This is a genomic window from Lutibacter oricola (genome assembly GCF_900106565.1).
GTDB lineage: Bacteria > Bacteroidota > Bacteroidia > Flavobacteriales > Flavobacteriaceae > Lutibacter > Lutibacter oricola.
This window is the reverse complement of sequence record NZ_FNNJ01000009.1, coordinates 15,090-40,065: the sequence shown is the minus strand read 5'-3', so window position 1 is coordinate 40,065 and position 24,976 is coordinate 15,090. Positions and strand designations below refer to the sequence as shown.

24 protein-coding genes are annotated in these 24,976 nt (G+C 31.6%); 21 read left to right on the top strand and 3 right to left on the bottom strand.

The genetic code is table 11. The features are described 5' to 3' along the window. The first annotated feature begins 1 nt into the window (after position 1). The 10 genes from argG (at position 2) to argH (ending at position 10,574) form a co-directional block, all read left to right on the top strand. Complete coding sequence (argG, locus tag BLU40_RS13895; RefSeq protein ID WP_090124787.1) at positions 2-1,183, top strand: argininosuccinate synthase; 1,182 nt, start codon at positions 2-4, stop codon at positions 1,181-1,183. A 2-nt stretch (positions 1,184-1,185) separates the two neighbouring features. Next, positions 1,186-2,163, top strand: coding sequence for an N-acetyl-gamma-glutamyl-phosphate reductase (gene argC, locus BLU40_RS13890; protein WP_090124784.1), 978 nt, complete (start codon positions 1,186-1,188; stop codon positions 2,161-2,163). A gap of 21 nt (positions 2,164-2,184) precedes the next feature. Beyond that, positions 2,185-2,979, top strand: coding sequence for a pyrroline-5-carboxylate reductase (proC, locus tag BLU40_RS13885; protein ID WP_090124781.1), 795 nt, complete (start codon positions 2,185-2,187; stop codon positions 2,977-2,979). 3 nt (positions 2,980-2,982) lie between these two features. After that, positions 2,983-4,107, top strand: a complete 1,125-nt coding sequence (locus tag BLU40_RS13880) for an aspartate aminotransferase family protein (protein WP_090124778.1) — start codon at positions 2,983-2,985, stop codon at positions 4,105-4,107. Continuing rightward, positions 4,107-5,303, top strand: a complete 1,197-nt coding sequence (locus BLU40_RS13875) for a glutamate-5-semialdehyde dehydrogenase (RefSeq protein ID WP_090124776.1) — start codon at positions 4,107-4,109, stop codon at positions 5,301-5,303. Before BLU40_RS13880 ends, BLU40_RS13875 begins: the two co-directional genes overlap by 1 nt. Continuing rightward, positions 5,287-6,066 (top strand): glutamate 5-kinase, encoded by a 780-nt coding sequence (proB, locus tag BLU40_RS13870; protein WP_090124773.1) that lies wholly within the window; start codon positions 5,287-5,289, stop codon positions 6,064-6,066. The genes BLU40_RS13875 and proB overlap by 17 nt, the downstream gene beginning before the upstream one ends. Positions 6,067-6,154: 88 nt before the next feature. Then, a complete protein-coding gene (locus BLU40_RS13865; RefSeq protein ID WP_090124771.1) occupies positions 6,155-7,102 on the top strand; it encodes an N-acetylornithine carbamoyltransferase in 948 nt (315 codons plus the stop codon). 109 nt (positions 7,103-7,211) lie between these two features. Further along, positions 7,212-7,994 carry an acetylglutamate kinase gene (argB, locus tag BLU40_RS13860; protein WP_090124769.1) on the top strand — a complete coding sequence of 261 codons (783 nt, stop codon included), beginning with the start codon at positions 7,212-7,214 and terminating at the stop codon, positions 7,992-7,994. Positions 7,995-8,066: 72 nt separating this feature from the next. Next, on the top strand, positions 8,067-9,125 hold the full coding sequence (locus BLU40_RS13855) for a M20 family metallo-hydrolase (protein WP_090124766.1): 1,059 nt from the start codon (positions 8,067-8,069) through the stop codon (positions 9,123-9,125). 171 nt (positions 9,126-9,296) lie between these two features. Then, a complete protein-coding gene (gene argH / locus BLU40_RS13850; protein ID WP_090124763.1) occupies positions 9,297-10,574 on the top strand; it encodes an argininosuccinate lyase in 1,278 nt (425 codons plus the stop codon). 93 nt (positions 10,575-10,667) lie between these two features. Here the strand turns inward: argH and BLU40_RS13845 are convergent, their stop codons facing one another. Genes BLU40_RS13845 through BLU40_RS13835 form a run of 3 tightly spaced genes read right to left on the bottom strand, consistent with a single transcriptional unit; the run spans position 10,668 to position 12,733 of the window. Next, positions 10,668-11,354 (bottom strand): RluA family pseudouridine synthase, encoded by a 687-nt coding sequence (locus BLU40_RS13845; protein WP_090124760.1) that lies wholly within the window; start codon positions 11,352-11,354, stop codon positions 10,668-10,670. Position 11,355: 1 nt separating this feature from the next. Next, positions 11,356-11,967 (bottom strand): ribosome biogenesis GTP-binding protein YihA/YsxC, encoded by a 612-nt coding sequence (gene yihA, locus BLU40_RS13840; RefSeq protein ID WP_090124757.1) that lies wholly within the window; start codon positions 11,965-11,967, stop codon positions 11,356-11,358. A gap of 1 nt (position 11,968) precedes the next feature. Further along, positions 11,969-12,733 carry an alpha/beta fold hydrolase gene (locus tag BLU40_RS13835; protein ID WP_090124754.1) on the bottom strand — a complete coding sequence of 255 codons (765 nt, stop codon included), beginning with the start codon at positions 12,731-12,733 and terminating at the stop codon, positions 11,969-11,971. A 209-nt stretch (positions 12,734-12,942) separates the two neighbouring features. Here BLU40_RS13835 and BLU40_RS13830 point away from each other — a divergent pair, with 209 nt between their 5' ends. From BLU40_RS13830 to BLU40_RS13780, 11 genes are all read left to right on the top strand, one after another. Then, positions 12,943-13,413, top strand: a complete 471-nt coding sequence (locus tag BLU40_RS13830; RefSeq protein WP_090124751.1) for a division/cell wall cluster transcriptional repressor MraZ — start codon at positions 12,943-12,945, stop codon at positions 13,411-13,413. Further along, entirely contained in the window at positions 13,403-14,296 is an 894-nt protein-coding gene (gene rsmH / locus BLU40_RS13825; protein WP_090124749.1) for a 16S rRNA (cytosine(1402)-N(4))-methyltransferase RsmH, read from the top strand. Before BLU40_RS13830 ends, rsmH begins: the two co-directional genes overlap by 11 nt. A gap of 4 nt (positions 14,297-14,300) precedes the next feature. Beyond that, positions 14,301-14,627, top strand: a complete 327-nt coding sequence (locus BLU40_RS13820; protein WP_090124746.1) for an FtsL-like putative cell division protein — start codon at positions 14,301-14,303, stop codon at positions 14,625-14,627. Positions 14,628-14,710: 83 nt separating this feature from the next. Next, complete coding sequence (locus tag BLU40_RS13815; RefSeq protein WP_317040141.1) at positions 14,711-16,621, top strand: penicillin-binding protein; 1,911 nt, start codon at positions 14,711-14,713, stop codon at positions 16,619-16,621. Beyond that, complete coding sequence (locus BLU40_RS13810; RefSeq protein WP_090124739.1) at positions 16,622-18,085, top strand: UDP-N-acetylmuramoyl-L-alanyl-D-glutamate--2,6-diaminopimelate ligase; 1,464 nt, start codon at positions 16,622-16,624, stop codon at positions 18,083-18,085. A 3-nt stretch (positions 18,086-18,088) separates the two neighbouring features. Next, a complete protein-coding gene (gene mraY / locus BLU40_RS13805; RefSeq protein WP_090124736.1) occupies positions 18,089-19,315 on the top strand; it encodes a phospho-N-acetylmuramoyl-pentapeptide-transferase in 1,227 nt (408 codons plus the stop codon). Then, positions 19,316-20,647 carry a UDP-N-acetylmuramoyl-L-alanine--D-glutamate ligase gene (gene murD, locus BLU40_RS13800; RefSeq protein WP_090124732.1) on the top strand — a complete coding sequence of 444 codons (1,332 nt, stop codon included), beginning with the start codon at positions 19,316-19,318 and terminating at the stop codon, positions 20,645-20,647. It abuts the gene before it with no gap. Beyond that, positions 20,647-21,840: an FtsW/RodA/SpoVE family cell cycle protein gene (locus BLU40_RS13795; RefSeq protein WP_090124729.1), complete on the top strand. Its 1,194-nt coding sequence runs from the start codon at positions 20,647-20,649 to the stop codon at positions 21,838-21,840. Before murD ends, BLU40_RS13795 begins: the two co-directional genes overlap by 1 nt. Further along, complete coding sequence (murG, locus tag BLU40_RS13790; protein ID WP_090124726.1) at positions 21,824-22,915, top strand: undecaprenyldiphospho-muramoylpentapeptide beta-N-acetylglucosaminyltransferase; 1,092 nt, start codon at positions 21,824-21,826, stop codon at positions 22,913-22,915. Before BLU40_RS13795 ends, murG begins: the two co-directional genes overlap by 17 nt. After that, complete coding sequence (gene murC, locus BLU40_RS13785; RefSeq protein ID WP_090124724.1) at positions 22,916-24,262, top strand: UDP-N-acetylmuramate--L-alanine ligase; 1,347 nt, start codon at positions 22,916-22,918, stop codon at positions 24,260-24,262. After that, on the top strand, positions 24,252-24,974 hold the full coding sequence (locus tag BLU40_RS13780; RefSeq protein ID WP_245729954.1) for a cell division protein FtsQ/DivIB: 723 nt from the start codon (positions 24,252-24,254) through the stop codon (positions 24,972-24,974). The genes murC and BLU40_RS13780 overlap by 11 nt, the downstream gene beginning before the upstream one ends. The last annotated feature ends 2 nt before the right edge of the window (positions 24,975-24,976 follow it).

The following is a 24,976-nucleotide window of genomic DNA, read 5'->3' as shown; positions in this document are numbered from 1 at the left end:
CATGGATAAAGTTGTAGTTGCATATAGCGGAGGTTTAGACACATCATATTGTGTTAAGTATTTACAAAACGAATTAAATTTAGAAGTTCACAGTGTATTGGTTAACACTGGAGGTTTTTCTGAAGAAGAATTGAAAGTGGTTGAAGCGAAAGCTTATGATATGGGAGTGAAATCGCATACCAATCAAAATATTTTAGATATTTATTACGATAAAGCTATTAAGTTTATGGTGTACGGTAATGTGTTAAAAAATAATACATATCCATTATCAGTAAGTGCAGAAAGAGTTTTTCAAGCAATTGAAGTTGTTGAATATGCTAAAAAAATAGATGCAAAATACATAGCTCACGGAAGTACTGGTGCAGGAAACGATCAAGTAAGATTTGATATGATTTTTCAAACCCTTGCTCCAAATATTGAAATTATAACACCTGTTAGAGATTTAAAACTTTCTAGACAAGTAGAAATTGATTATTTAAAAGAACATGGTGTAGATTATCCTTGGTCTAAAGCAAAATACTCAATAAATAAAGGAATTTGGGGAACTAGTGTTGGTGGTGTTGAAACTTTAACATCTCACCAAGCATTGCCAGAAGAGGCTTATCCAAGTCAGTTAGAAAAAACAGAGCCAACAGATATTAAATTGCATTTTGAAAAAGGACAGATTGTTGGTTTAAATGACCAATTTGATACACCAGTAAATACCATTTTAAAAATTGAAGAAATAGCTTCGAAATATGCAATTGGTAGAGATATTCACGTAGGAGATACCATTGTAGGTATTAAAGGTAGGGTTGGTTTTGAAGCTGCTGCGGCAACCGTAATTATTAAGGCGCACCATTTATTAGAAAAGCATACGCTTTCTAAATATCAACAAAATTTAAAAGAAGGAATAGGAAGTACTTACGGAACTTTATTGCATGATGGTCAATATTTTGAGCCTGCAATGAGAGATTTAGAAGCTTTTTTAACTAATTCTCAAAAAGCAGTAACAGGTGAAGTTTTTGTAACTTTAAAACCTTATCATTTTAGTTTAAATGGTATTGAATCTAAACACGATTTAATGAAATCTAAATTTGGTGAGTACGGCGAAACGAACAAAGCTTGGAGTGCAGATGACGCAAAAGGATTTATTAAAATTCTAGGAACAGCAAATAAAATATATCACAGCGTAAACTCGTAATTATGATTAAAGTAGGAATAGTAGGTGGAGCTGGTTATACAGCAGGTGAGTTAATTAGATTGTTAGTTAATCATTCGCAAGCTGAATTAGATTTTGTGTACAGTACGTCAAATGCAGGAAACTACATTTATCAAGTACATCAAGATTTATTAGGTTCAATAGATTTAAAATTTACAGATACAATTAATGAAAACGTAGACGTGTTGTTTTTGTGTTTAGGTCACGGAAATTCAACAGCGTTTTTAGAAAATAATTCATTTTCAAACTCAACTAAAGTTATCGATTTAAGTAACGATTTTAGATTGAATGCTGATGACGTTTTTCAAGGAAGAAAATTTGTATACGGAATGCCAGAATCTCAAAAAAGTGAGATAGAATCAGCTACAAATATTGCAAATCCAGGTTGTTTTGCAACAGCAATTCAATTGGCATTATTACCTTTAGCAAAAGCTTCAAAAATAAACGATACAGTGCATGTAAACGCAACTACCGGTTCTACAGGAGCTGGAGTTTCGCCAATGGCAACTACGCATTTTAGTTGGAGAGATAATAACTTTTCGGTTTATAAAGCATTTACACATCAACATCTGGGTGAAATAGGTGAAAGTTTAGCTGAACTTCAAGATGGTTTTAATGAAGAATTATTATTTATTCCAAACAGAGGTAATTTTAGTAGAGGAATATTTGCTTCAATTTATTTAAAGTTTGAAGATAGTATTGAAAAAGCGTTCGAATTATTTGAAGATTTTTATAAAGATGCAAAGTTTACGCACGTTTCAAAATCACCAATTCATTTAAAGCAAGTAGTAAATACAAATAATTGTTTTTTACATCTTCAGAAGCACGGAAATCAGTTATTAATTACTTCAGCAATAGATAATTTATTAAAAGGAGCATCAGGTCAGGCAATTCAAAATATGAACTTAATGTTTGGGTTAAATGAAACTGAAGGATTAAAATTAAAAGCTAATTCATTTTAAAAGTAACAACACAACTAACTTATGAAAATAGCAATTTTAGGAACAGGAAATTTAGGGTATTCCATAGCAATGGGAATTTTATCGCAAGATAATTTTAACTTAAAAAACTTATACTTAACTAAACGAAATGTAGATTCTTTAAAGAAGTGGGATAAGTTGCCCAATGTAAAAATTTCAACGGATAATAAAAAGGCTGTACGTTTTTCTGATGTTATAATATTAGCGGTTCAGCCAAAGCAATTGCAAGGTGTTTTAGAAGAAATTAAACCACAATTAAATCTAAAAAGGCATACAGTAATTTCTGTTGTAACCGGTAGAAAAATCAATGAAATTGAAAGTATTATTGGAAATGAAATTTCAATAATTAGAAGTATGCCAAATACGGCTATTTCAGTTGGGCAGTCAATGACTTGTTTAAGTGCAAATGAAAAAGGAAAAGAAAATATTGAAATAGCAAAATCTATTTTTAATTCGTTAGGTAAAACTATGTGTATTGAAGAGCGATTAATGCAAGCGGCTACGGTAATTTGCGCTAGTGGAATTGCTTTTTGGATGCGTTTAATACGTGCATCTACACAGGGAGCAGTACAACTAGGTTTTGATGCGGAAGAGGCACAAGAACTCTCAATGCAAACAGCTTTAGGTGCTGCGAGTTTATTGTTAAAATCGGGTAATCATCCAGAGGAAGAAATAGACAAGGTTACAACGCCAAACGGTTGTACTATTGAAGGTTTAAACGAAATGGAACACCAAGGGTTAAGTTCGTCATTAATAAAAGGAGTAAAAGCTTCTTTCGAAAAAATTAATCAGATTTAAATTATGGAATTATTTGATGTTTATCCGTTGTATAATGTTACACCAGTTAAGGCTGAAGCAGAATATGTTTGGGATGAAAAAGGAACAAAATATTTAGATCTATATGGTGGTCACGGAGTTATTTCTGTTGGGCATACGCATCCGAAATATGTAAGTGCTATTTCAAACCAATTAAATAATTTAGGGTTTTATTCTAATTCAATTCAAAACCCTTTGCAAAAGCAATTGGCTAAAAAATTAGGTGAATTATCTGGATGTGAAAACTATAATTTATTTTTATGTAATTCAGGAGCTGAAGCAAATGAAAATGCCTTAAAATTGGCATCATTTAAAACTGGGAAAAGTAGAATTATTTCTTTTAATAATTCTTTCCACGGAAGAACTTCAGCAGCAGTTGCAGCAACCGATAATAAAAATATAAATGCACCCATAAATCTTCAGCAAGAAGTAACATTTTTACCGTTAAATTCTATTGAATTGGTTATACGCGAAATTGGTAAAGGAGATGTTGCAGCTGTAATTATTGAAGGAATTCAAGGTGTTGGTGGTTTAGATGAAGGTACAACTGATTTTTTTCAAGAAGTAGAGAAGTTATGTAAGCAACATGAAGTATTTCTTATTTTAGATGAAATTCAAAGTGGTTATGGTAGAAGTGGAAAGTTTTTTGCTTTCCAGTATCATAATATTCAACCAGATATTATTACAACTGCTAAAGGTATGGGAAATGGTTTTCCAATTGGAGGCGTATTAATTTTAGATAAACACGAAGCTAAATTTGGAATGTTAGGTACTACTTTTGGTGGAAATCATTTAGCGTGTGCCGCTGCAATTTCAGTGTTAGATATTATTGAGGAGGAGCAGTTAATGAAAAACGTAAATGAGGTTTCGACTTATTTTAAAGAGCAAATTAAAAGCGTTTCTCAAGTTCAAAAAGTTAAAGGAAATGGTTTAATGTTAGGTGTCGAATTCGATTTTGAAGTTGGTGAATTACGTAAAAAACTAATTTTTGAAAAACAGATTTTTACAGGTGGAGCTATGAATAAAAAGCTATTAAGAATTTTGCCTCCTTTAACAATGAATAAAGAGCAGGTAGATGTTTTTATTAATGCATTAAAAGAGGTTTTATAATGAATACGCTATTAACTACACAACAAAAAAATGATGTATTGAGCACAATGGCTCAATTAATCAATAAAGAGCAAGCTTCAATAATTTCAGCAAATAAAATTGATGTTGAAGGTTACAATGGAGGCGATTTAGCAATGGAAAAACGTTTAAAAGTTGACGACGCTAAAATTGAAGGGATGATGTTGTCTTTAAATCAATTAGTGGCAGATTCTGAACCTATTGGCAAAGAATTGTACAACTTTACACACGATAATGGAATTAAAATTGTAAATAAAACAGCTCCGTTTGGAACGGTTTTAATTATTTATGAATCTAGACCTGATGTTACGGTTGAAGCTGCAGGAATTGCTTTTAAATCTGGTAATAAAATTTTATTAAAAGGAGGCAAAGAGTCATTAAATTCAAACTTAAAAATTGTTGAATTATGGCATAAAGCTTTAAAGCAGCATAATGTTAGTACTGATTGGGTTGAGTATTTAAATTATGATCGTACAAAAACACAAGCGTTTTTAGAAAACCCAACACAGCAATTAGATTTAATTGTGCCTCGTGGAGGAGAACGTTTAATTGAGTTTGTAAAGAAAAATGCTAAATGTCCGGTAATTGTTAGCGGACGAGGTAATAACTTTGTGTATGTAGATTCCGAAGCAGATGTTGATGTTGCTTTAAGTATTATTAATAATGGGAAAACAGCAAATATTTCTGTATGTAATGCGGTAGATAAGGTGTTGATTAATTCGAAATTGGCGAATAAAGATCAATTTATAAAAACCTTGGTTAATAAATTACTAGAAGCTAATGTTGAAATATTAGGCGATGAAGAACTGTCGAATTATAATAATATTTCTTCATATGAAAATGAATCAATTTGGTATCAAGAGTTTTTAGATTACAAAATTGTTATAGGAAGTGTAGATTCTACAGAAGAAGCAATCGCCAAATCTAATAAATATAGTGGAGGTCATTCCGCAGTAATTATTACTAAAAATGACGAGACAGCTGAAATATTTATGGAAAATACAGATTGTGCTGCAGTGTATCAAAATGCATCTTCTCGTTTTACCGATGGAGGTCAGTTTGGTTTAGGTGGGGAATTAGCAATAAGTACAGATAAATTGCATCACAGAGGCCCAATGGGATTACATCATTTGGTTACTAATAAATGGTATGTAAAAGGAAATGGGCAAATCAGATAAAAAAAGAATATTATTAAAAGTAGGTTCCAATGTGTTAACAAAGGAAACCAATCAAATTTCAAGAGGAAAACTTGAGGATATTGCACGTCAAATAGCTCAATTAAAAGATGATTACGAGTTTGTAATAGTAAGTTCAGGAGCAATTGCTGTGGCAAAACAATTTGTAGAGTTAGAAAGTAATGGAAGGCTCATAAATGTTAAACAGGCGTTGGCTTCAATTGGTCAGCCTCATTTAATGCGTATTTTTCATGAAAATTTTTGGGAATTAGGCTTGTTTACATCTCAGTGTTTATTATCGTATTCCGATTTCAAAAAAGAAAAATCTAGAAAGAACATTAAAAACACAATTAACGTGTTGGTAAATAACAATTACATTCCTGTAATTAATGAAAATGATACCGTTGCAACTGATGAAATTAAGTTTGGAGATAATGATAAGCTTTCAGCCTTAACTGCTGCATTATTAAATGTTGATTTGTTAATGATTGCGACGAATACAGATGGTATTTATACGAAGGCTTCTATTGAAGCTGATAAAGTTGAAACAATAAAGGAAACTTCTGAAATTGAACCGCTAAAAGCTCAGGTAGAAAGTAACTCAATTTCAAAACACGGAACTGGTGGTATGGCAACAAAAATAGCAGCTGCCGAAATTGCTCAAGAAGCAAATATTGAAACTTGGATTGTAAATGGATTGAAAGATAATTTTATTGTGAATGCAATAAATAATGAATCCGATTTCACCAAAATAATTACAAAATAGAATAAAGAGTAGAGAAGAGTTTTGTTTTCGTTAATCTGAATTTGTTTCAGAATAACGGTTTTTGCAAAGTTTTTAAAACAATAAGAGTATGAAACACTATTTACATATAAACAACGTTGAAAATCTTCAAAAAACTGTTGAAGAAGCAATTGAATTAAAGAAAAATGAACTAGAATTTAGTGAGTTAGGAAAAGGTAAAACAATTTGTTTATTATTTTTTAATAATAGTTTGCGTACGCGTTTAAGTACTCAAAAAGCAGCTCAAAATTTAGGGTTAAATGTAGTTGTAATGAATTTTGGAAGTGAAGGTTGGCAATTGGAGTATGAAGATGGAGTTGTAATGAACCAAGATAAAGCTGAACATATAAAAGAAGCTGCAAAAGTAATAGCTCAATATTGCGATATTGTTGCCATAAGAGCGTTTGCAAGTTTAACGGATAAGGAAAAAGATAGAGCAGAAATTGTTTTAGAGAGTTTTAAAAAATTAGCAGGAATTCCGGTTGTAAATATGGAAAGTGCTACTGGGCATCCAATGCAAGCTTTGGCAGATGCAATTACAATGGAGGAGTATAAGGTTGCTGAAAAACCAAAAGTTGTGTTAAGTTGGGCACCACATCCAAGAGCTTTGCCACATGCTGTTGCAAATTCGTTTGTGGAGATGATGCAGTTGCAAAATGCAGATTTCGTAATTACACATCCTGAAGGTTATGAGTTGGATGAAGAGATTACAAAAAATTCTAAAATAGAATACAACCAAAAGAAAGCTTTTGAAAATGCAGATTTTGTGTATGTAAAAAATTGGAGTTCATTTAAAAATTACGGTAAAGTAGATAATACCGATGAAAATTGGATGATTAATGGAGATAAAATGGCTGTAACCAATAGTGCTAAATTTATGCACTGTTTACCAGTTAGAAGAAATGTGGTGGTTGCTGATGAGGTTATAGATTCAGAAAATTCAGTAGTAATTGAACAGGCAAATAACCGTACGTATTCAGCGCAAATTGTGTTGAAAAGAATATTGGAGGATATGTAATTACAGTAATTGTCATTCTGAATGAAGAGATAGCGAAATGAAGAATCTCATACCATTAGTGGAGATGTTTCGCTTTAGCTCAATATGACATAAAGATCAAATTAAAACAATGACTAAACAAACACTAAAAGTTGTAAAAATAGGAGGGAATGTAATTAATAATGAAGAAGCATTATTTTCATTTTTAAAAGATTTTTCTGAATTAGATGGCCCAAAAATATTAGTACACGGTGGAGGTAGAAAAGCTACCGAGGTATCTTCTGCAATGGGTTTAAAACCTCAAATGATTAATGGGCGAAGAGTAACTGACGAGGCAACTGTTGAAGTTGTAACAATGGTGTATGCAGGTTTGTTAAATAAAAAAGTAACAGCAAAATTGCAAAGTTTTGGCTGCAACGCTATGGGATTGTCTGGTGCTGATGCAAATTGTATTTTGGCACATAAACGTGTAGTAAAAGATATTGATTACGGTTTTGCTGGCGATGTAGATGAAATAAATTCTGAAATAATTGATGTGTTGTTAAAAAATGGTGTAACTCCAGTTTTTTGTGCTATTACACACAATAAAAAAGGACAGTTATTAAATACAAATGCAGATACAATAGCTTCTGAAGTAACCATTGGAATGAGTGAATTATACAATACAGAATTAAATTTTGTATTTGAACTAAAAGGTGTTTTAGAAAGTATAGACGATAAAGATTCTGTTATTACTGAAATTAATGCCGAAAAATATGAGCAGTTAGTAGCTCAAGGAATAATAGCAGACGGAATGCTTCCTAAAATGCATAATTGTTTCAATTCGCTAAAAAAAGGAGTAGGAAAGGTGAAAATAGGAGACGCTTCTCTAGTGAAAAAATCAACTAAATTATACACAACATTAAGTTTGTGATATAGAAGGTTTATAAATATAAATAATCGTCATTTTGAAATAGATTCAGGCTGACGAATAAAAAAGTGTAAAATGATACAGCAGCTTACAAAAGAAGCAATAGAATTGCTTAAGAAATTAATTGCAACACAATCTTTTTCGGGTGAAGAAAATGAAACAGCATTGTTAATAATGCAATTTTTATCTCATCACGATATTTCGTTTGAAAGTGATAAGCATAATGTTTGGGCAAAAAACAAGCATTTTGATGCTTCAAAAAAAACAATTCTATTAAACTCACATCACGATACGGTAAAACCAAATAAAGGTTATACGCGTGATCCGTTAAGAGCAGAAGTTATTGATGGTAAATTGTATGGTTTAGGAAGTAATGATGCTGGCGGTTGTTTGGTTTCTTTATTAGCAACATTTACTTATTTTTATAACAGAGAAGATTTAAAATACAATTTTGTAATTGTTGCTTCTGCTGAAGAAGAAAATTCAGGCTCAAATGGATTAAATTCAATGTTGAAAATTATTCCTGAAATTGATTTTGCCATTGTTGGTGAGCCAACGTTAATGAATTTAGCTATTGCTGAAAAAGGGTTGATGGTTATGAATTGTGAGGGTAAAGGAACTCCAGGTCACGCTGCTCACGGAATAGGTGATAACGCTATTTATAATGCTATTGAAGATATTAATTGGTTTCAAACGTATGAATTTCCTAAAGTATCAGAAACGCTAGGGAAGGTAAAAATGACGGTTACACAAATTGAGGCTGGAAGTCAGCATAACGTAATTCCGGCAAGTTGTAAATATGTAGTAGATGTTCGTGTTACAGATGCCTATTCAAATCAAGAAGTATTTGATATTATAAAAGAGAATGTTAAATCTGAAGTTTGTCCACGATCGTTAAGGTTAAATTCTTCTTCAATACCAAAAGATCACGATATTGTACAAGCAGGAATTAAATTAGGAAGAGAAACATATGGTTCTCCAACATTGTCAGATCAAGCAGTATTGAGTTGTCCTTCATTAAAATTAGGGCCAGGACAAAGCTTGCGTTCACATACTGCTGATGAGTTTATTTATGTAAGTGAAATAGAAGAAGGTGTGCAATTGTATATTAAAATATTAGAAGAAATAGTATAATTTAATGTCATTCTGAATGCAATGAAGAATCTCTTCGGTTTGAGTGAGATATTTTTAGAAAACTCAATATGACATTCAAAAAAATATAAGGTCACTGAGCGGAGTCGAAGTGATAATAAAGTAAAACAATGTGGTTTCGACTCCGCTCAACCACCAACTAAAATAAACAAAATGAAACTTTGGGATAAAGGATTTTCAACCGATAAAAAAATAGATATTTTCACTGTTGGAAACGACAGAGAACTAGATTTAATACTAGCAAAATACGATGTTATTGGAAACATTGCACACGCTAAAATGTTGCATAAAATAGGCTTATTAACTTCTGAGGAAATTAAAAATTTAGAAGTTGAATTAAATGCAATTTTAAAAACTATTGAAGCTGGTGAGTTTGTTATTGAAGATTCTTTTGAAGATGTACATTCAAAAGTTGAGCATATGCTTACTGAAAAGTTAGGCGATACTGGTAAGAAAATTCATACAGCTAGGTCTAGAAACGATCAAGTTTTGGTAGATGTACATTTGTATTTAAAAGATGCTTTAATTGAAATTAACGATGGTGTAGATGAATTATTTGATTTGTTAATCCAATTAGCGGAGCAGTATAAAAATGTATTATTGCCAGGTTATACGCATTTGCAAGTGGCAATGCCATCATCGTTTGGAATGTGGTTTTCAGCGTATGCAGAAACATTAATTGATGATATTTACTTTTTAAAAGCGGCTTACAAAGTTGCAGATCAAAACCCATTAGGATCAGCGGCTGGTTATGGAAGTTCATTCCCAATTGATAGAGATGAAACAACGAAATTGTTAGATTTTGAAACCTTAAAATACAATTCTGTTGCGGCTCAAATGGGGCGTGGTAAGTTAGAGAAATCAGTTTCTTTTGGATTGAGTTCTGTTGCTGCTACGTTGGCAAAAATGAGTATGGATATTTGCTTGTATATGAGCCAGAATTTTAATTTTATTTCTTTTCCAGATGAATTAACAACAGGTTCAAGTATTATGCCTCATAAAAAAAACCCTGATGTTTTTGAATTGATTCGTGGAAAATGTAACAAATTACAAGCTTTACCAATGGAATTTACTATGATAACTAATAATTTACCTAGTGGTTATCACAGAGATTTACAGTTGTTAAAAGAAGGATTAATTCCATCATTTTCAACATTAAAAGCTTGTTTAGAAATGTTGACGTATTCATTAAAAAACATTAAAGTTAGAGAAGATATTGTTGAAGAAGATAAGTATTTGTATTTATTTAGTGTTGAGGTTGTAAATGAATTAGTTCAAAATGGAACGCCTTTTAGAGATGCTTATAAAATTGTAGGTAAAGATATTAATGAAGGTAATTTTAATCCGGATAAAAAAGTAAAACACACGCATAAAGGTAGTGTTGGTAATTTGTGTTTGGATGAAATTGTAGCCAAGAAAAATAAAGCATAAAATAAAAAAGGCTGTTCAAATTGAGCAGCCTTTTTTATTTTATTTGTCATTCTGAACGTAGTGAAGAATCCTACATTGAGCAGTTAATTTTTATTAATTACAAGCCTTCCAAATTACTTCATTTGGAGTAGGTGCAGTTATATTAATTTCCTCTTTAGTTACAGGATGAATAAAATTTATCTTTCGAGCATGTAAATGGATACTTGCATCTTTATTACTACGGTTAAAACCATATTTTAAATCACCTTTTATAGGGCTTCCAATTGAGGAAAGTTGACAACGAATTTGGTGATGCCTTCCCGTTTCTAAATCTACTTCAAGTAAATGATAGTTGTCTAAAGATTTAAGAATTTTGTAATGAAGAATTGCTTTTTTACTTCCTTCAATTTCAGAAGAATAAGAAGTGGATTTGTTGTTTTTCGGGTTTTTTCTTAAAAAGCCAATTAATGTATCTTTGTCTTTTTTAGGTTTGTTTTTTACAACTGCCCAATACGTTTTGTTTACGGTTTTATCGCGTAACATTTTATTAAAACGTTCCAAAGCTTTAGAAGTACGAGCAAAAACAATAATGCCTGTAGTTGGTCTATCTAATCGGTGTACAACACCTAAAAAAACATTGCCGGGTTTGTTGTATTTATCTTTAATGTACTCTTTAACAACATCGCTTAAAGGTTTGTCTCCAGTTTTATCACCTTGAACAATATCTCCAGATTTTTTATTGACAATTACTAAGTGGTTGTCTTCAAATAAAACTTCTAAATTATCTTTAGTTGAAGCCATTTTAAAGGTTTTTATCCAGTCTGTTGTTTATTTCTTCAATATATTTAAGTAGTTCCTCTTTTCCATCTGAAGAAGTTGCAGAAGTAACAAAATAAGGTGGCATTTCTTCCCAGAGAGTATTCGTCATTTTTTTAGAATACTGCTGTATGTTTCTGTTCAATTCAGAAAGTTTAAGCTTATCAGATTTTGTAAATACCAAGCAAAAAGGAATGCCATTTTCGCCTAAAAACTCCATAAACTCTAAGTCAACTTTTTGTGGTTCGTGTCGACAATCAACTAATACAAAAGTGCAAATAAGTTGTTCGCGTTGAAGGAAATATTTTTTTATAAAACCTTGAAATGTTTTTTTAATAGTTTTAGAAACTCTAGCATAACCGTAGCCAGGTAAATCTACTAAAAACCAACTGTCATTTATTTTAAAATGATTTATAAGTTGTGTTTTTCCTGGTCGTCCAGATGTTTTTGCTAACTTGTTTTGGTTGGTTAGCATATTTATAAGTGATGATTTACCAACGTTAGACCTTCCAATAAATGCATATTCAGGAATTCTATCCTTTGGGCATTTAGAAACGTCAGAATTGCTAATTACAAAACTGGCAGATTTAATTTTCATGTTATAAATCCCTGTCTTTTAACCAGTTTTCAAGAATAGTATTAAACTTCTCAGGATGTTCCATCATAGGTACGTGTCCACATTTGTCTAACCAAAATAATTGAGCATCTGGTAATAGTTTTTCAAAATCCACAGCAACTTCAGGTGGAGTAACTGTATCATTTTTACCCCAAATTACACACGCAGGTGTGTGCATAGCGCCTAAATCTTTAGCCATATTATGTCTAATAGCACTTTTTGCAATTGCTAAGGTTTTAATAACTTTATTTCTGTTGTTTACGGTTTCAAAAACTTCATCAACCATTTCTTTTGAAGCTACTTTAGGGTCGTAAAAAACTTCTTGAGTTTTAGTTTCAATATACTCGTAGTTTCCTCGCTTTGGGTAAGTATCTCCCATCGATTTTTCATATAAACCAGAACTTCCAGCAAGTACTAAACCTGCAACTCTGTCTAAGTTTAATTTTGTAAAGTATAATGCAATATGTCCGCCTAAAGAATTTCCTAATAATATTGCTTTTTCAATATTTTTGAAATCGATAAAACTCTTTAAAAATTTAGCTAAATTTCTAACATTAGTTTTTAATAGAGGCTGAGTGTATATGGGTAATTCAGGTATAATTACTTTGTACCCTTTCTGAGAAAAATGTTCTAGAACAGAATCAAAATTACTAAGGGTACCCATTAACCCATGTAGTAAAATAATTGGTTGTCCTTCTCCTTTTTCTAGGTAGCTAAATTTACCTTCTTTTATGAGTGTATTGCTCATTAAACATCAATTTTAAAGTAAGTACAAATGTAGCCTTTTTTTTGTAAGTATAACATTAATGTAAAAACGAAAGTAAATTTAGTTTAACAATTTAAAACTCAATTTTTTAGCTGTTATATAGGGGTTTGTGGTAAAAGTTATCAACAAAGTGGGGGAGAGTGGTGATTTGTGGGAATTTTTTTATATTTTTGAATTCATACTTGTATATAATGATTAATCTGATTGGAACATACGAATGCAAAGCAGACGCAAAAGGAAGGGTAGCTCTTTCTTCTGGGTTTAAAAAGCAGTTGTCCAGTGTTTTACAAGATGGTTTTGTTTTGAAACGTTCGGTTTTTGAATCGTGTTTAGAGCTTTATCCAATGTCTGAATGGGCGTTGGTAAACAAAGAAGTAAGTGGGTTAAATCGATTTGTTAAGGCGAATAATGATTTTATTAGAAGGTTTAATGCAGGTGTAAAAATAGTTGAGCTTGATGCTTCGGGAAGATTTTTAATTCCAAAAGATTTGATGGCTTTTTCGGGTATAAAAAAAGAAGTTGTTCTGTGTTCAGTTGGTGGTTATTTAGAAATTTGGGATAAGGATATGTATGAATCATCAGTAAATAATTCAGAAGTTCCATTTTCAGAATTGGCTGAAGATGTAATGGGAAATAAAAATACAGACTCTAATGTATCATAATCCAGTATTGTTAAAAGAAAGTGTTGATGGTTTAAATATTAAGCCTGGTGGAGTGTATGTGGATGTAACTTTTGGAGGAGGTGGTCATTCTAGAGAAATTTTAAGTAGGCTAGGTGAAAACGGAAAGTTGTTTGCTTTTGATCAGGATGAGGATGCGCAACGTAACCTTATTGAAGATTCAAGATTTACATTGATTCCTCAAAATTTTAGATTCATAAAAAGATATTTAAGGTTTTATGGGGTTAAAAAAGTTGATGGTGTTTTAGCAGATTTAGGAGTTTCATCTCATCAATTTGATGAGGCTGAAAGAGGTTTTTCTACACGGTTTGATGCGGAGTTAGATATGCGAATGAATCAATCTGTAGGGTTGTCTGCTTATGAAGTGGTGAACACATATGATGAAAATCGAATAGCGGATATTTTATTTCAGTATGGAGAATTAAGAAGTGCTAGGTCTATTGCAAAAAAAATAGTTGAAGCGCGTTCAGAAAAAAGAATAAAAACAAGTTTTCAGTTAAAAGAGGTGTTGAGTTCTTTTATTCCGAAAGCGAAAGAGCATAAAATATTAGCTCAGATATTTCAAGGAATTAGAATTGAGGTAAATCAAGAGATTGAAGTGTTGAAAGAGTTTTTAAATCAAATGCCAGAGTTGTTGAATGAAAAAGGTAGGTTGAGTGTAATTTCATACCATTCATTAGAAGATAGGTTGGTGAAAAGATTTATTAGAAATGGAATGTTTGATGGTGAACCAGAGAAAGATTTTTACGGTAACGTTTCTGTTCCGTTAAAAAAAGTAGGGAAACTTATTGTTCCAACTTCCGAGGAGATAAAAGTGAATAATAGAGCTAGAAGCGCAAAACTTAGATTAGCAACACTTTCATAAGAGAATGAGTTTTAAGAGTAGAATATATGGCTTACTGAAGGGTAATTTTTTGGTGAATGAAGATTCATTTAAAAATTGGCGATTTATATCGTTTATAGTTTTGTTAATGTTGTTAATGATTGCGAGTTCCCATAGCTCAGATAAAAAGGTAATGGAGGTTGCTCGTTTAAATAAGGAGATTAAGGAATTAAGGGCTGAGTTTGTTGATACTCGCTCAATTTCAATGAAAATGAAATTAGAATCAACAGTTAAAAAAAATGTAGAAGTGGTAGGGTTGAAGCCAAGTGAGACTCCGCCTCAAGTAATAAAAGTAATTTCAAAAAAGAGATAGTATTGGCGGTAGCTCAAAAAAATATAACTAATAGACTGTACTTTGTGTTCGGTTTTATCGCTATTTTATTTATAGCGGTGTTAGTGAGCGTGGTTAATATTCAGTTTAGAGATGGTGAAAGGTATCGAGAATTGTCCAAGCAATTAACGGTTAGAAATGACACTATTTTTGCGAATAGAGGAAGTGTTTTTTCATCGGATGGTAGTTTATTAGCTACTTCAATGTCTCAGTATGAAATTAGAATGGATGCTTACACTGTTAAAAGTGAGGTTTTCGAAAAGAATATTAGAGGTTTAGCTTCTGAGCTTTCAAAAATGTTGGGTAATTCTACTTCGCATTGGGAGACTAGAATAAAAAAAGCTAGAAATAAAAAAAACAGGTATTTATTTATAGCTAGAAGACTTGGTTATAATGATTATATGAAAATTAAAAGTTTTCCAATTTTTAATTTGGGTATGTATAAAGGTGGTTTTATTGCAGAGCAATCTACAGTAAGAGCGCATCCGTTAGGTAAAGTAGCAGAGCGTACTATTGGATACGATAATTACAGAGGCCTTGTTGGTGTTGAAGGTGCTTATAAAGATTACCTAAAAGGTGAGTATGGTTGGAGAAAAAAGCAAAAAATTGCTAAAGGACAATGGAAGCCTATTAACGATAATAATGAAAAAGAACCAGTTGATGGTAAAGATATTATTACAACTATAGATGTTAATATTCAAGATATAGCGCATCATTCTTTATTGAGACAGCTAGAATATTACAGTGCGGATCACGGTTGTGTGGTTGTTATGGAAGCGAAAACGGGAGATGTTAAGGCAATTTCAAATTTAGGAAGAACATCTGACGGAAAGTATTTCGAAAAAAGAAATTATGCTGTTTACGAATCTCAAGAGCCTGGTTCTGCATTTAAATTAATGGCATTGGTGGCTGCTTTGGAAGCAAAAGTTATTGATACTAGTACAATGGTTGACACAGGAAAGGGAAGATATAGAATGTATGGTAGGTATATTAATGATTCTAAACGAGGAGGTTATGGTGAAATTTCTGCAGCTCGTGCGTTGGAGGTGTCATCTAATATAGGTTTTGCTCGTTTGGTTGATGAAAATTTCAAAAATAAACCAGAAAAATTTATTGGAATTTTAAATCGTATGCATTTGAATTCAAAACTAGGGTTGCCTATAAAAGGTGAAGGTGCGCCGGTTATACCAGGTCCAAAACATAGTTTGTGGAGTAAAAATGCATTGCCTTCAATTTCGTACGGGTATAACTTGAAATTAACGCCTTTGCAAACATTAACGTTTTACAATGCAATTGCAAATAATGGCAAAATGGTAAAACCAAAATTTGTTAAGGAAATAAAATCTAGAGACAAAAGTATTGAGTTTTTTGAAACGGAAGTTATAGACGATAAAATTTGTTCGGAAGCTACAGTTAAAAAAGTGAGAGAAGTTTTAAAAAATGTTGTGAAAAGAGGAACAGCTAAGAAATTGTATTCTGAAAATTTTTCAATGGCAGGTAAAACAGGAACGGCTAGAACTGAATATGGAAATTATGAAGAATGGTTAAAGGATAAGCGTTACGTGTCTTCGTTCACGGGTTATTTTCCTGCGGAAAATCCAAAATATTCTTGTATGGTGGTAATTCATAAGCCACATGTTCAAAAAGGGTTTTATGGAGCAGATGTTTCAGGTCCGGTTTTTAAAGATATTGCACAAAAAATATATACATCTAATCATGTAGTTAATAGTATTAATAACGTTACCCCGATAAGTGATGAGATTAAAAGAAATTTTAACTCGTTCAATGTGATTTCTGAAAAGGAATTCAATTCTATCCCTAACGTTAAGGGAATGGCGTTAATGGACGCCATTCCTTTTTTAGAAAATCTAGATTTAAAAGTTGAGTATTCAGGAAATGGAAAAGTAAAAAAACAATCTATTTCTGTTGGAGAAAAGATTAAAAAAGGAGCTGTAATTAAATTAACATTAGGCTAATTGAAAGTTTTAAAAGACATATTGTTTAAGGTTAACGTAAATGCTATTGTTGGTAATACAACAGTGGGTGTGTCTACTATTGAATTTGATTCAAGAAAAGTTGTAAATAATAGTTTGTTTGTAGCTCAAAAAGGATTGGTTTTCGATGGCCATAAATTTATTGATAAAGCTATTGAATTAGGTGCTAAAACAATTGTTTGCGAAGAAATTCCTGAAAATTGTAACAGCGAAGTGACTTATGTAGAGGTTAAAAATTCAGATAGTGCTTTGGCAATATTAGCTTCGAATTATTATAACAACCCATCTTCGGAATTAAAGCTAATTGGTGTAACAGGTACAAATGGTAAAACTACTATTGCAACCTTATTGTATCAATTATTTTCGAATTTAGGATATAAAGTTGGTTTGTTGTCAACAGTAAAAGTTTTAGTTGATAAAAAAGAATATGCTGCAACACATACAACTCCAAATTCACTTCAAATAAATAAATATTTAAGTGAAATGTTAAACGATGGTGTTGAGTATTGTTTTATGGAGGTTAGCTCACATGGAATTCATCAAAAAAGAACCGAAGGGCTAGAATTTGTTGGTGGTGTGTTTACAAATTTAACACATGACCATTTAGATTATCACGAAACATTTAAAGATTATAGAGATGTAAAAAAAGCATTTTTTGATTCGCTACCAAAATCTGCTTTTGCATTGGTAAATGTAGATGATAAAAATGGTGAGGTTATGCTGCAAAATACAGTGGCAAATAAACAAACTTATGCTTTAAAAACAATGGCGAATTTTAAAGCAAAAATATTAGAAAATCAGTTTTCAGGACTGTTATTAAATATAGATAATAGTGAAGTTTGGGCTAAGCTAATAGGAAGTTTTAATGCTTATAATTTGTTAGCTGTTTATGGTGTGGCAACATTGTTGGGTGTTGAAAAAACCGAAGCCTTAACTGAAATTAGTAAGCTAGGTAATGTATCTGGACGTTTTGAATATTTTATTTCTGAAGGTGATATTACTGCAATTGTAGATTATGCACATACACCAGATGCTTTAAAAAATGTGCTAGAAACTATTAATGATATTAGAACTGGAAACGAACAAGTTATAACCGTTGTGGGATGCGGTGGAGATAGAGATAAAGCTAAGCGCCCTGTTATGGGGCGTATAGCTGCTCTTTTAAGTTCTCAAGTAATTTTTACTTCTGATAATCCAAGAAGTGAAAACGCGCAAACAATAATTGATGAGATTGAAGTTGGGGTTGAGCCTCAAGATTATAAAAAAACTTTATCTGTATTAGATAGAAGGCAGGCAATAAAAACGGCAGCTAAATTATCGAAAAAAGGAGATATTATTTTAATTGCTGGTAAAGGTCATGAAACTTATCAAGAGATAAATGGTGAACGAAGCTATTTTAATGATTATAAAGAAATATCAGAAATTTTAAACGCAATAGAAAACTAGAGAATGTTATATTATTTATTTGAATATTTAGATAAACACTTCGATTTGGCTGGAGCAGGTTTGTTTCAGTTTATTACATTTCGTTCTGCAATGGCATTTATTGTTTCGTTGTTGTTTTCTACCGTTTACGGAAAAAGAATTATTAACTATTTACAACGTAAACAAGTTGGTGAATCCGTTCGTGATTTAGGCTTGGATGGCCAGGTTGAAAAAGCAGGAACTCCAACAATGGGTGGTGTTATTATTATATTAGCTACATTAATTCCTGTGCTATTATTTTCAATTGTAGACAATGTGTACATTGTAATTTTACTGGTTACAACATTGTGGATGGGAGCTATTGGATTTATTGATGATTACATTAAAATATTCAAAAAAGATAAAGACGGCTTAAAAGGTAGATTTAAAATATTAGGTCAGGTTACATTAGGAATTTTTGTGGGTGCAATGTTGTATTTTCATCCAAGTGTAACGATGAAAGAGCAATTACCAACAAAGTATCAATATGTTTCAGAGCAAGGTGCTCCTGTTTTATTTGCTGAAGCAAAAAAATCGATCAAAACAACAATCCCATTTTTAAAAGATAATGAATTAGATTATGCTGCTGCTATTTCTTGGGTAGGAGATGGCGCTAAGGATTTTGCGTGGTTGTTATTTATTCCTATTGTAATTTTTATAATTACAGCTGTTTCAAATGGTGCAAATTTAACCGATGGTATTGATGGGTTGGCTGCTGGTTCTTCGGCAATAATTGTGTTAACGCTGGGAGTGTTTTCTTGGGTGTCTGGTAATATAATTTTTGCAGATTATTTGGATGTTATGTATATACCAAATTCTGGAGAAATGACTGTTTTTATTGCGGCATTTGTTGGGGCGTTGGTTGGATTTTTATGGTATAATACATATCCGGCTCAGGTTTTTATGGGAGATACAGGTAGTTTAACAATTGGTGGAATTATTGCTGTTTTAGCTATTGCTGTTAGAAAAGAATTATTGATTCCAATTTTAGCAGGGATATTTTTGGTTGAAAATTTATCGGTGATTTTACAGGTTTCTTTTTTTAAACTAACTAAGAAAAAATACGGAGTAGGGCGAAGAATATTTAAAATGTCTCCACTTCATCATCATTACCAAAAATCTGGATATCACGAAAGTAAAATAGTTACACGTTTTTGGATTGTTGGAATTATGTTGGCAGTGTTAACAATAGTTACATTAAAGTTGATGTAAATGAAATTAGTTGTATTAGGAGCAGGAGAAAGTGGAGTAGGTACAGCTATTTTAGGTAAACAAAAAGGTTATGAAGTTTTTGTTTCTGACAAGGGAGCAATTGCAGAAAAATATAGAGAAGTTCTTTTAAATAACAATATTCCTTTCGAGGAAAAAATTCATACTGAATCAAAAATAATTGATGCAGATGTTGTAATGAAAAGCCCTGGAATTCCAGATAAGGTTGCTTTAATTCAAAAATTAGTAAAGCAAGGTGTGTCTGTAGTTTCAGAAATTGAATTTGCTGCTGAATATACCAATAATCAAATAGTTGGTATTACAGGTTCTAATGGAAAAACAACAACAACAATGTTAACAAACCACCTGTTAAAAAAAGTTGGTTTAAATGTTGGTATGGCGGGTAATATTGGAGATAGTTTTGCACAGCAAGTTGCAGATGCTAATTCCGATTTGTATGTGCTGGAGTTGAGTAGTTTTCAGTTAGACGGTATTGTAAAATTTGCACCACATATTGCAATTATTACAAACATTACACCAGATCATTTAGATAGGTATGAGTATAAGTTTGAAAATTACATTAATTCGAAATTTAGAATTACAAAAAATCAAACAGAGAAAGATTATTTGATCTACGATTACGATGATGAAGTGATAAGGGATTGGCTTTCGGAAAATAAAGTGAAAGCTACTTTATTACCATTTTCATTAGTCGAAAAATTAGATCAAGGAGTTTATTTAGAAGATAATAATATAGTTGTAAAATATAAAACAGAAGAAAAGATAATGAGTATAAAAACATTAGCATTAAAAGGTAAGCATAATACAAAAAATGCAATGGCGGCTGCTATGACGGCTTCATTATTGAAGGTTAGAAGTAATTCTATTCGAGAGAGTTTAGAAGATTTTGAAGGTGCGGAACATAGGCTTGAAAATGTTTTAAAAATAAATGGAGTTCAATATATAAACGATTCAAAAGCAACCAATGTAAATGCAACGTTTTATGCGCTAGAAAGTGTAAAAACACCTACTGTGTGGATTGTTGGAGGAGTTGATAAAGGAAATGATTATTTAGAGCTAATGTCTTTGGTTAGAGAAAAAGTAAAGGCTATTGTTTGTTTAGGTGTAGAAAATCAAAAAATAATTAATGCTTTTTCTAATGTAGTTGATTTGATAGTGGAAACTGCAGGTGCAGAAGAAGCTGTAAAAGTTGCTTATAAAATTGCAGAAAAAGGCGATACAGTTTTATTATCACCTGCTTGTGCAAGTTTCGATTTATTTGAAAATTACGAAGATAGAGGGCGAAAATTTAAAAACGCAGTTAGAGCTTTATAGTGAAAAAACTATTTGAAAATATTGAAGGCGACAAAGCCATTTGGGGTATAGTGTTAGTTTTAGCATTTATGTCTTTTGGGCCAGTATATAGTGCTAGCACAAACTTGGTTTATGTGGTTAATTTAGGCACACCAGCTTATCACCTAATTAAGCATATAGTATTGTTGTTTTTTGGTTTTCTAATTATTTATGGTACTCATAAAATACCGTATAGGTATTTTAGTGGTGGCTCGGTATTTATGTTGCCCCTTGTTTTTTTGTTGTTAGTATTTACCTTATCTCAAGGTACAACAATGGGCGGTGCAAATGCGAGCAGATGGATTAAAATTCCGTTTTTAGGAGTAGGGTTTCAAACATCAACTTTTGCAAGTGTTGTTGTAATGGTTTATGTGGCTAGATATTTGGCTAAGAATAAAGAGAAACAAATTACATTTAAAGAAAGTATTCTGCCTTTATGGGTTCCTGTTGGAGTGATATTAGGTTTTATTTTGCCTGCAAACTTTTCTACAACAGCCATTATTTTTTGTATGGTTTTGTTACTGTGCTTTATTGGCGGGTATCCTAAAAAATATATTTTATCAATAATAGGTTTAGGTGCTTTAGCTTTTAGTCTGTTTATTTTAACAGCTAAAGCATTTCCTGAAGCTTTACCAAATAGAATCGATACATGGGTAAGTAGAATTCAAAATTTCTCAGATAATAGTGCTGAAGGTTATCAAGTTGAAAAAGCAAAAATTGCAATTGCAAGTGGAGGTGTTTTAACTGGTAGAGGCCCTGGAAAAAGTGTTCAAAAAAATTTTTTACCGCAATCGTCATCCGATTTTATTTTTGCAATTATAATTGAAGAATACGGATTGGTGTTTGGAGCACTTTCGGTTATGACGTTTTATTTTTTATTGCTCTTCAGGATAATGGTAGCGGCTAAAAAGGCAAGTAGTGTTTTTGGTTCGTTATTAGTAATTGGTGTAGGAATGCCAATAATATTTCAAGCAGTAATAAATATGGCAGTTGCAGTTAATTTATTTCCTGTAACTGGGCAAACATTACCTCTTATTAGTAGTGGAGGAACATCCGTTTGGATGACTTGTTTTGCAATAGGAATAATATTAAGCGTAACAGCAAATAAAGAAAAGTTAGATAAAGAAAATGATGAAGAAAATCCATTAGACGTTTTACATGAAACAATCGGTTAATATCATATTAAGTGGAGGTGGAACAGGCGGACATATTTATCCTGCGGTTTCAATAGCAAATGAGCTGAAGGAGAAATATCCTGATGCAAAATTTTTGTTTGTTGGAGCAAAGGATAGAATGGAAATGGAAAAAGTACCACAAGCAGGTTACGAAATAGAAGGTTTGTGGATTACAGGGATTCAAAGAAAATTAACATTAAAAAATTTAGCGTTTCCGTTTAAATTAATAAGTAGTTTATGGAATGCTTTTAAAATTATAAAAAAGTTTAAGCCAGTTGTTGTAATTGGTACTGGTGGTTTTGCGAGTGGACCAACTCTGTATGCTGCAAAAATACTGGGAGTAAAAACTTTAATCCAGGAGCAAAATTCATTTCCGGGAATTACAAATAAGCTTTTAAGCAAAAAGGCAGATAAAATTTGTGTTGCTTACGATAATTTAGAGCGATTTTTTTCTGCAGAAAAAATGATTAAAACTGGAAATCCTGTTCGTCAAGATTTGTTAGAAATCGAAAGCAAAAAAGTAGAAGCTAAAAACTATTTTGAGTTAGATGCAGCTAAAAAAACATTAGTTATTATTGGAGGTAGTTTAGGTGCTAGAACTATTAATAATTTAATTGAAAGTCAAATTAACTGGTTAGTAGAAAACAATGTTCAAGTTATTTGGCAAACAGGTAAATTGTATTATAACGAGTTTAAAAAGTATGATGAGTTGGAAGGTGTTAAAACCTATGCTTTTTTAAACCGAATGGATTTAACTTATGCTGCTGCAGATTTTATAATTAGTAGAGCAGGAGCAGGTAGTATTTCAGAATTATGTATTGTTGGTAAGCCGGTAATATTTATTCCGTCGCCTAATGTTTCTGAAGATCATCAAACAAAAAACGCATTGGCAGTTGTAGATAAAGATGCAGCGTTGCTGTTGAAGGAAACTGAGTTAGCAATGTTTCAAACTATGTTTTTAGAATTGTTAAATGATGAGGCTTTGCAAATTAAATTAAGCAAAAATATAGAGCAATTGGCATTGCCAAATGCCACAAAAGATATTGTTAAAGAAATTGAAAAACTAATAAGTTAATTGAATTTAAAAAATATACATAACGTTTATTTTGTTGGAATTGGAGGCATTGGAATGAGTGCCTTGGCTCGCTATTTTAAAAGTACAGGTAAAAATGTTGCTGGTTATGATAGGGTTTCAACACCAATAACTAAATCTTTGGTTGAAATTGGTATTCAAATTCACTTTGAAGATGCAGTTAGCAATATTGAAGAAGTTTATAAAAACACTAATAAAACATTAGTAATTTATACACCAGCAGTACCTAAAGACCATTCAGAATTGAATTATTTTTTAAATGCAGGTTTTAAAGTGCTAAAACGATCTGAAATTTTAGGTGAAATAACTAAAAATTCGACTTGTTTGGCAGTTGCTGGAACACATGGTAAAACAACAACATCAACAATATTAGGTCATATTTTAAAAGAAGCAAATACAAATGCAACTTCTTTTTTAGGTGGAATTTCAGAAAATTATAATTCTAATTTAATATTAGGCGGTAATGAAATATCGGTTGTAGAAGCAGATGAATTTGATCGATCTTTTTTAAAACTTTCACCAAATATAGCTTGTATTACCTCTATGGATGCAGACCATTTAGATATTTATGGAAATGCAAGTGAATTGGAAGCTTCGTTTAACGAGTTCGCTTCAAAAGTAAGTGACATATTAATTGTAAAAAAAGGATTACCGGTTAAAGGTTTAACCTATGGAATTAATGAAGAAGCAGATTTTGATGCTAAAAATTTAAGAATAGAAAATGGTGAGTATGTTTTTGATATTAAAACTCCTACAGAATTTGTAAAGGGCATAAAAACTACATTACCAGGAAAACATAATGTGCTAAATACAGTAGCAGCTTTAGCAATGGCAAATAATTTTGGAGTTCCAATACTTGTTATTGCTAAGGCTTTACTAACATTTAAAGGAATTAGAAGACGTTTTTCGTATAGAATTAAAACGGATAGTTTGGTTTTAATTGATGATTACGCACATCATCCTACAGAGATTAATGCTGTGGTAGATGCTGTAAAAGAAATGTACCCAGCTAAGAATGTTTTAGGTGTTTTTCAGCCACATTTATACAGTAGAACAAATGATTTTGTTGAAGATTTTGCAACGAGTTTGGCAAAGTTTGACGAGTTGTTGTTGTTGGATATTTATCCAGCTAGAGAATTGCCTGTTGAAGGCGTTACTTCAGCTTGGTTATTAGATAAAATAAAATTAGAAAAAAAGCAATTAGTAACTAAAAATAATGTGGTTGCTAAAATTATAGAATCAAACGCTCAGGTTATTGTTATGATTGGAGCAGGGGATATTGGAGAACTAATATTTAAAGTAAAAGATAGTTTAACCGTTGAAAATTAATTGGACTTACATAAAAGGTTTTTTATTACTTGCATTGGTAATGTTTTTGTTCGGTTTCTCGAATGAGAGAAATAGTGCAAAAAAAATTGATGCTATTAAAATTGAATTTGAAGAAGGAAACAATCTTTTTATGGATTACCAAATGGTTAATAAGTTGTTAATACAAAATGAAGAGCAGCTGAAAAATAAGCCTAAATCTGTTATAGATTTACACAAATTAGAGGTAAATATACTATCACACCCCATGGTAGCGCATGCTTCTGTATATTTAACAGTTGATGGCTCGTTAAAAACGAAGATAAAACAACGCACACCTATTGCAAGAATCCTTACAGGTAATAAGAGTTATTATATTGATAGTCAGGCTAAAATAATGCCTTTGTCAAAAAATCACTCTGCAAGAGTTTTGTTGGTTTCGGGGAGTGTTTCTGAAGAAGATAACTCCGAAATTCATTATTTAGTATCAGCCATTTTGAGCGACGATTTTTTAAGAAAACAGATAGTTGGAATTAAAAAAACGCCGCAAAACGAGTATATATTAAAACCAAGAGTTGGTGAGCACAATATTGTTTTAGGCAAATTAAATAATTTGTTAGTGAAGTTTAAGAACTTAAAATCGTTTTACAATAAAACAATGGGTGATAAAACTATTAATAATTATTCAACGTTAAATTTAAAATACAACAACCAAGTTGTGTGTACAAAAAAGTAGAA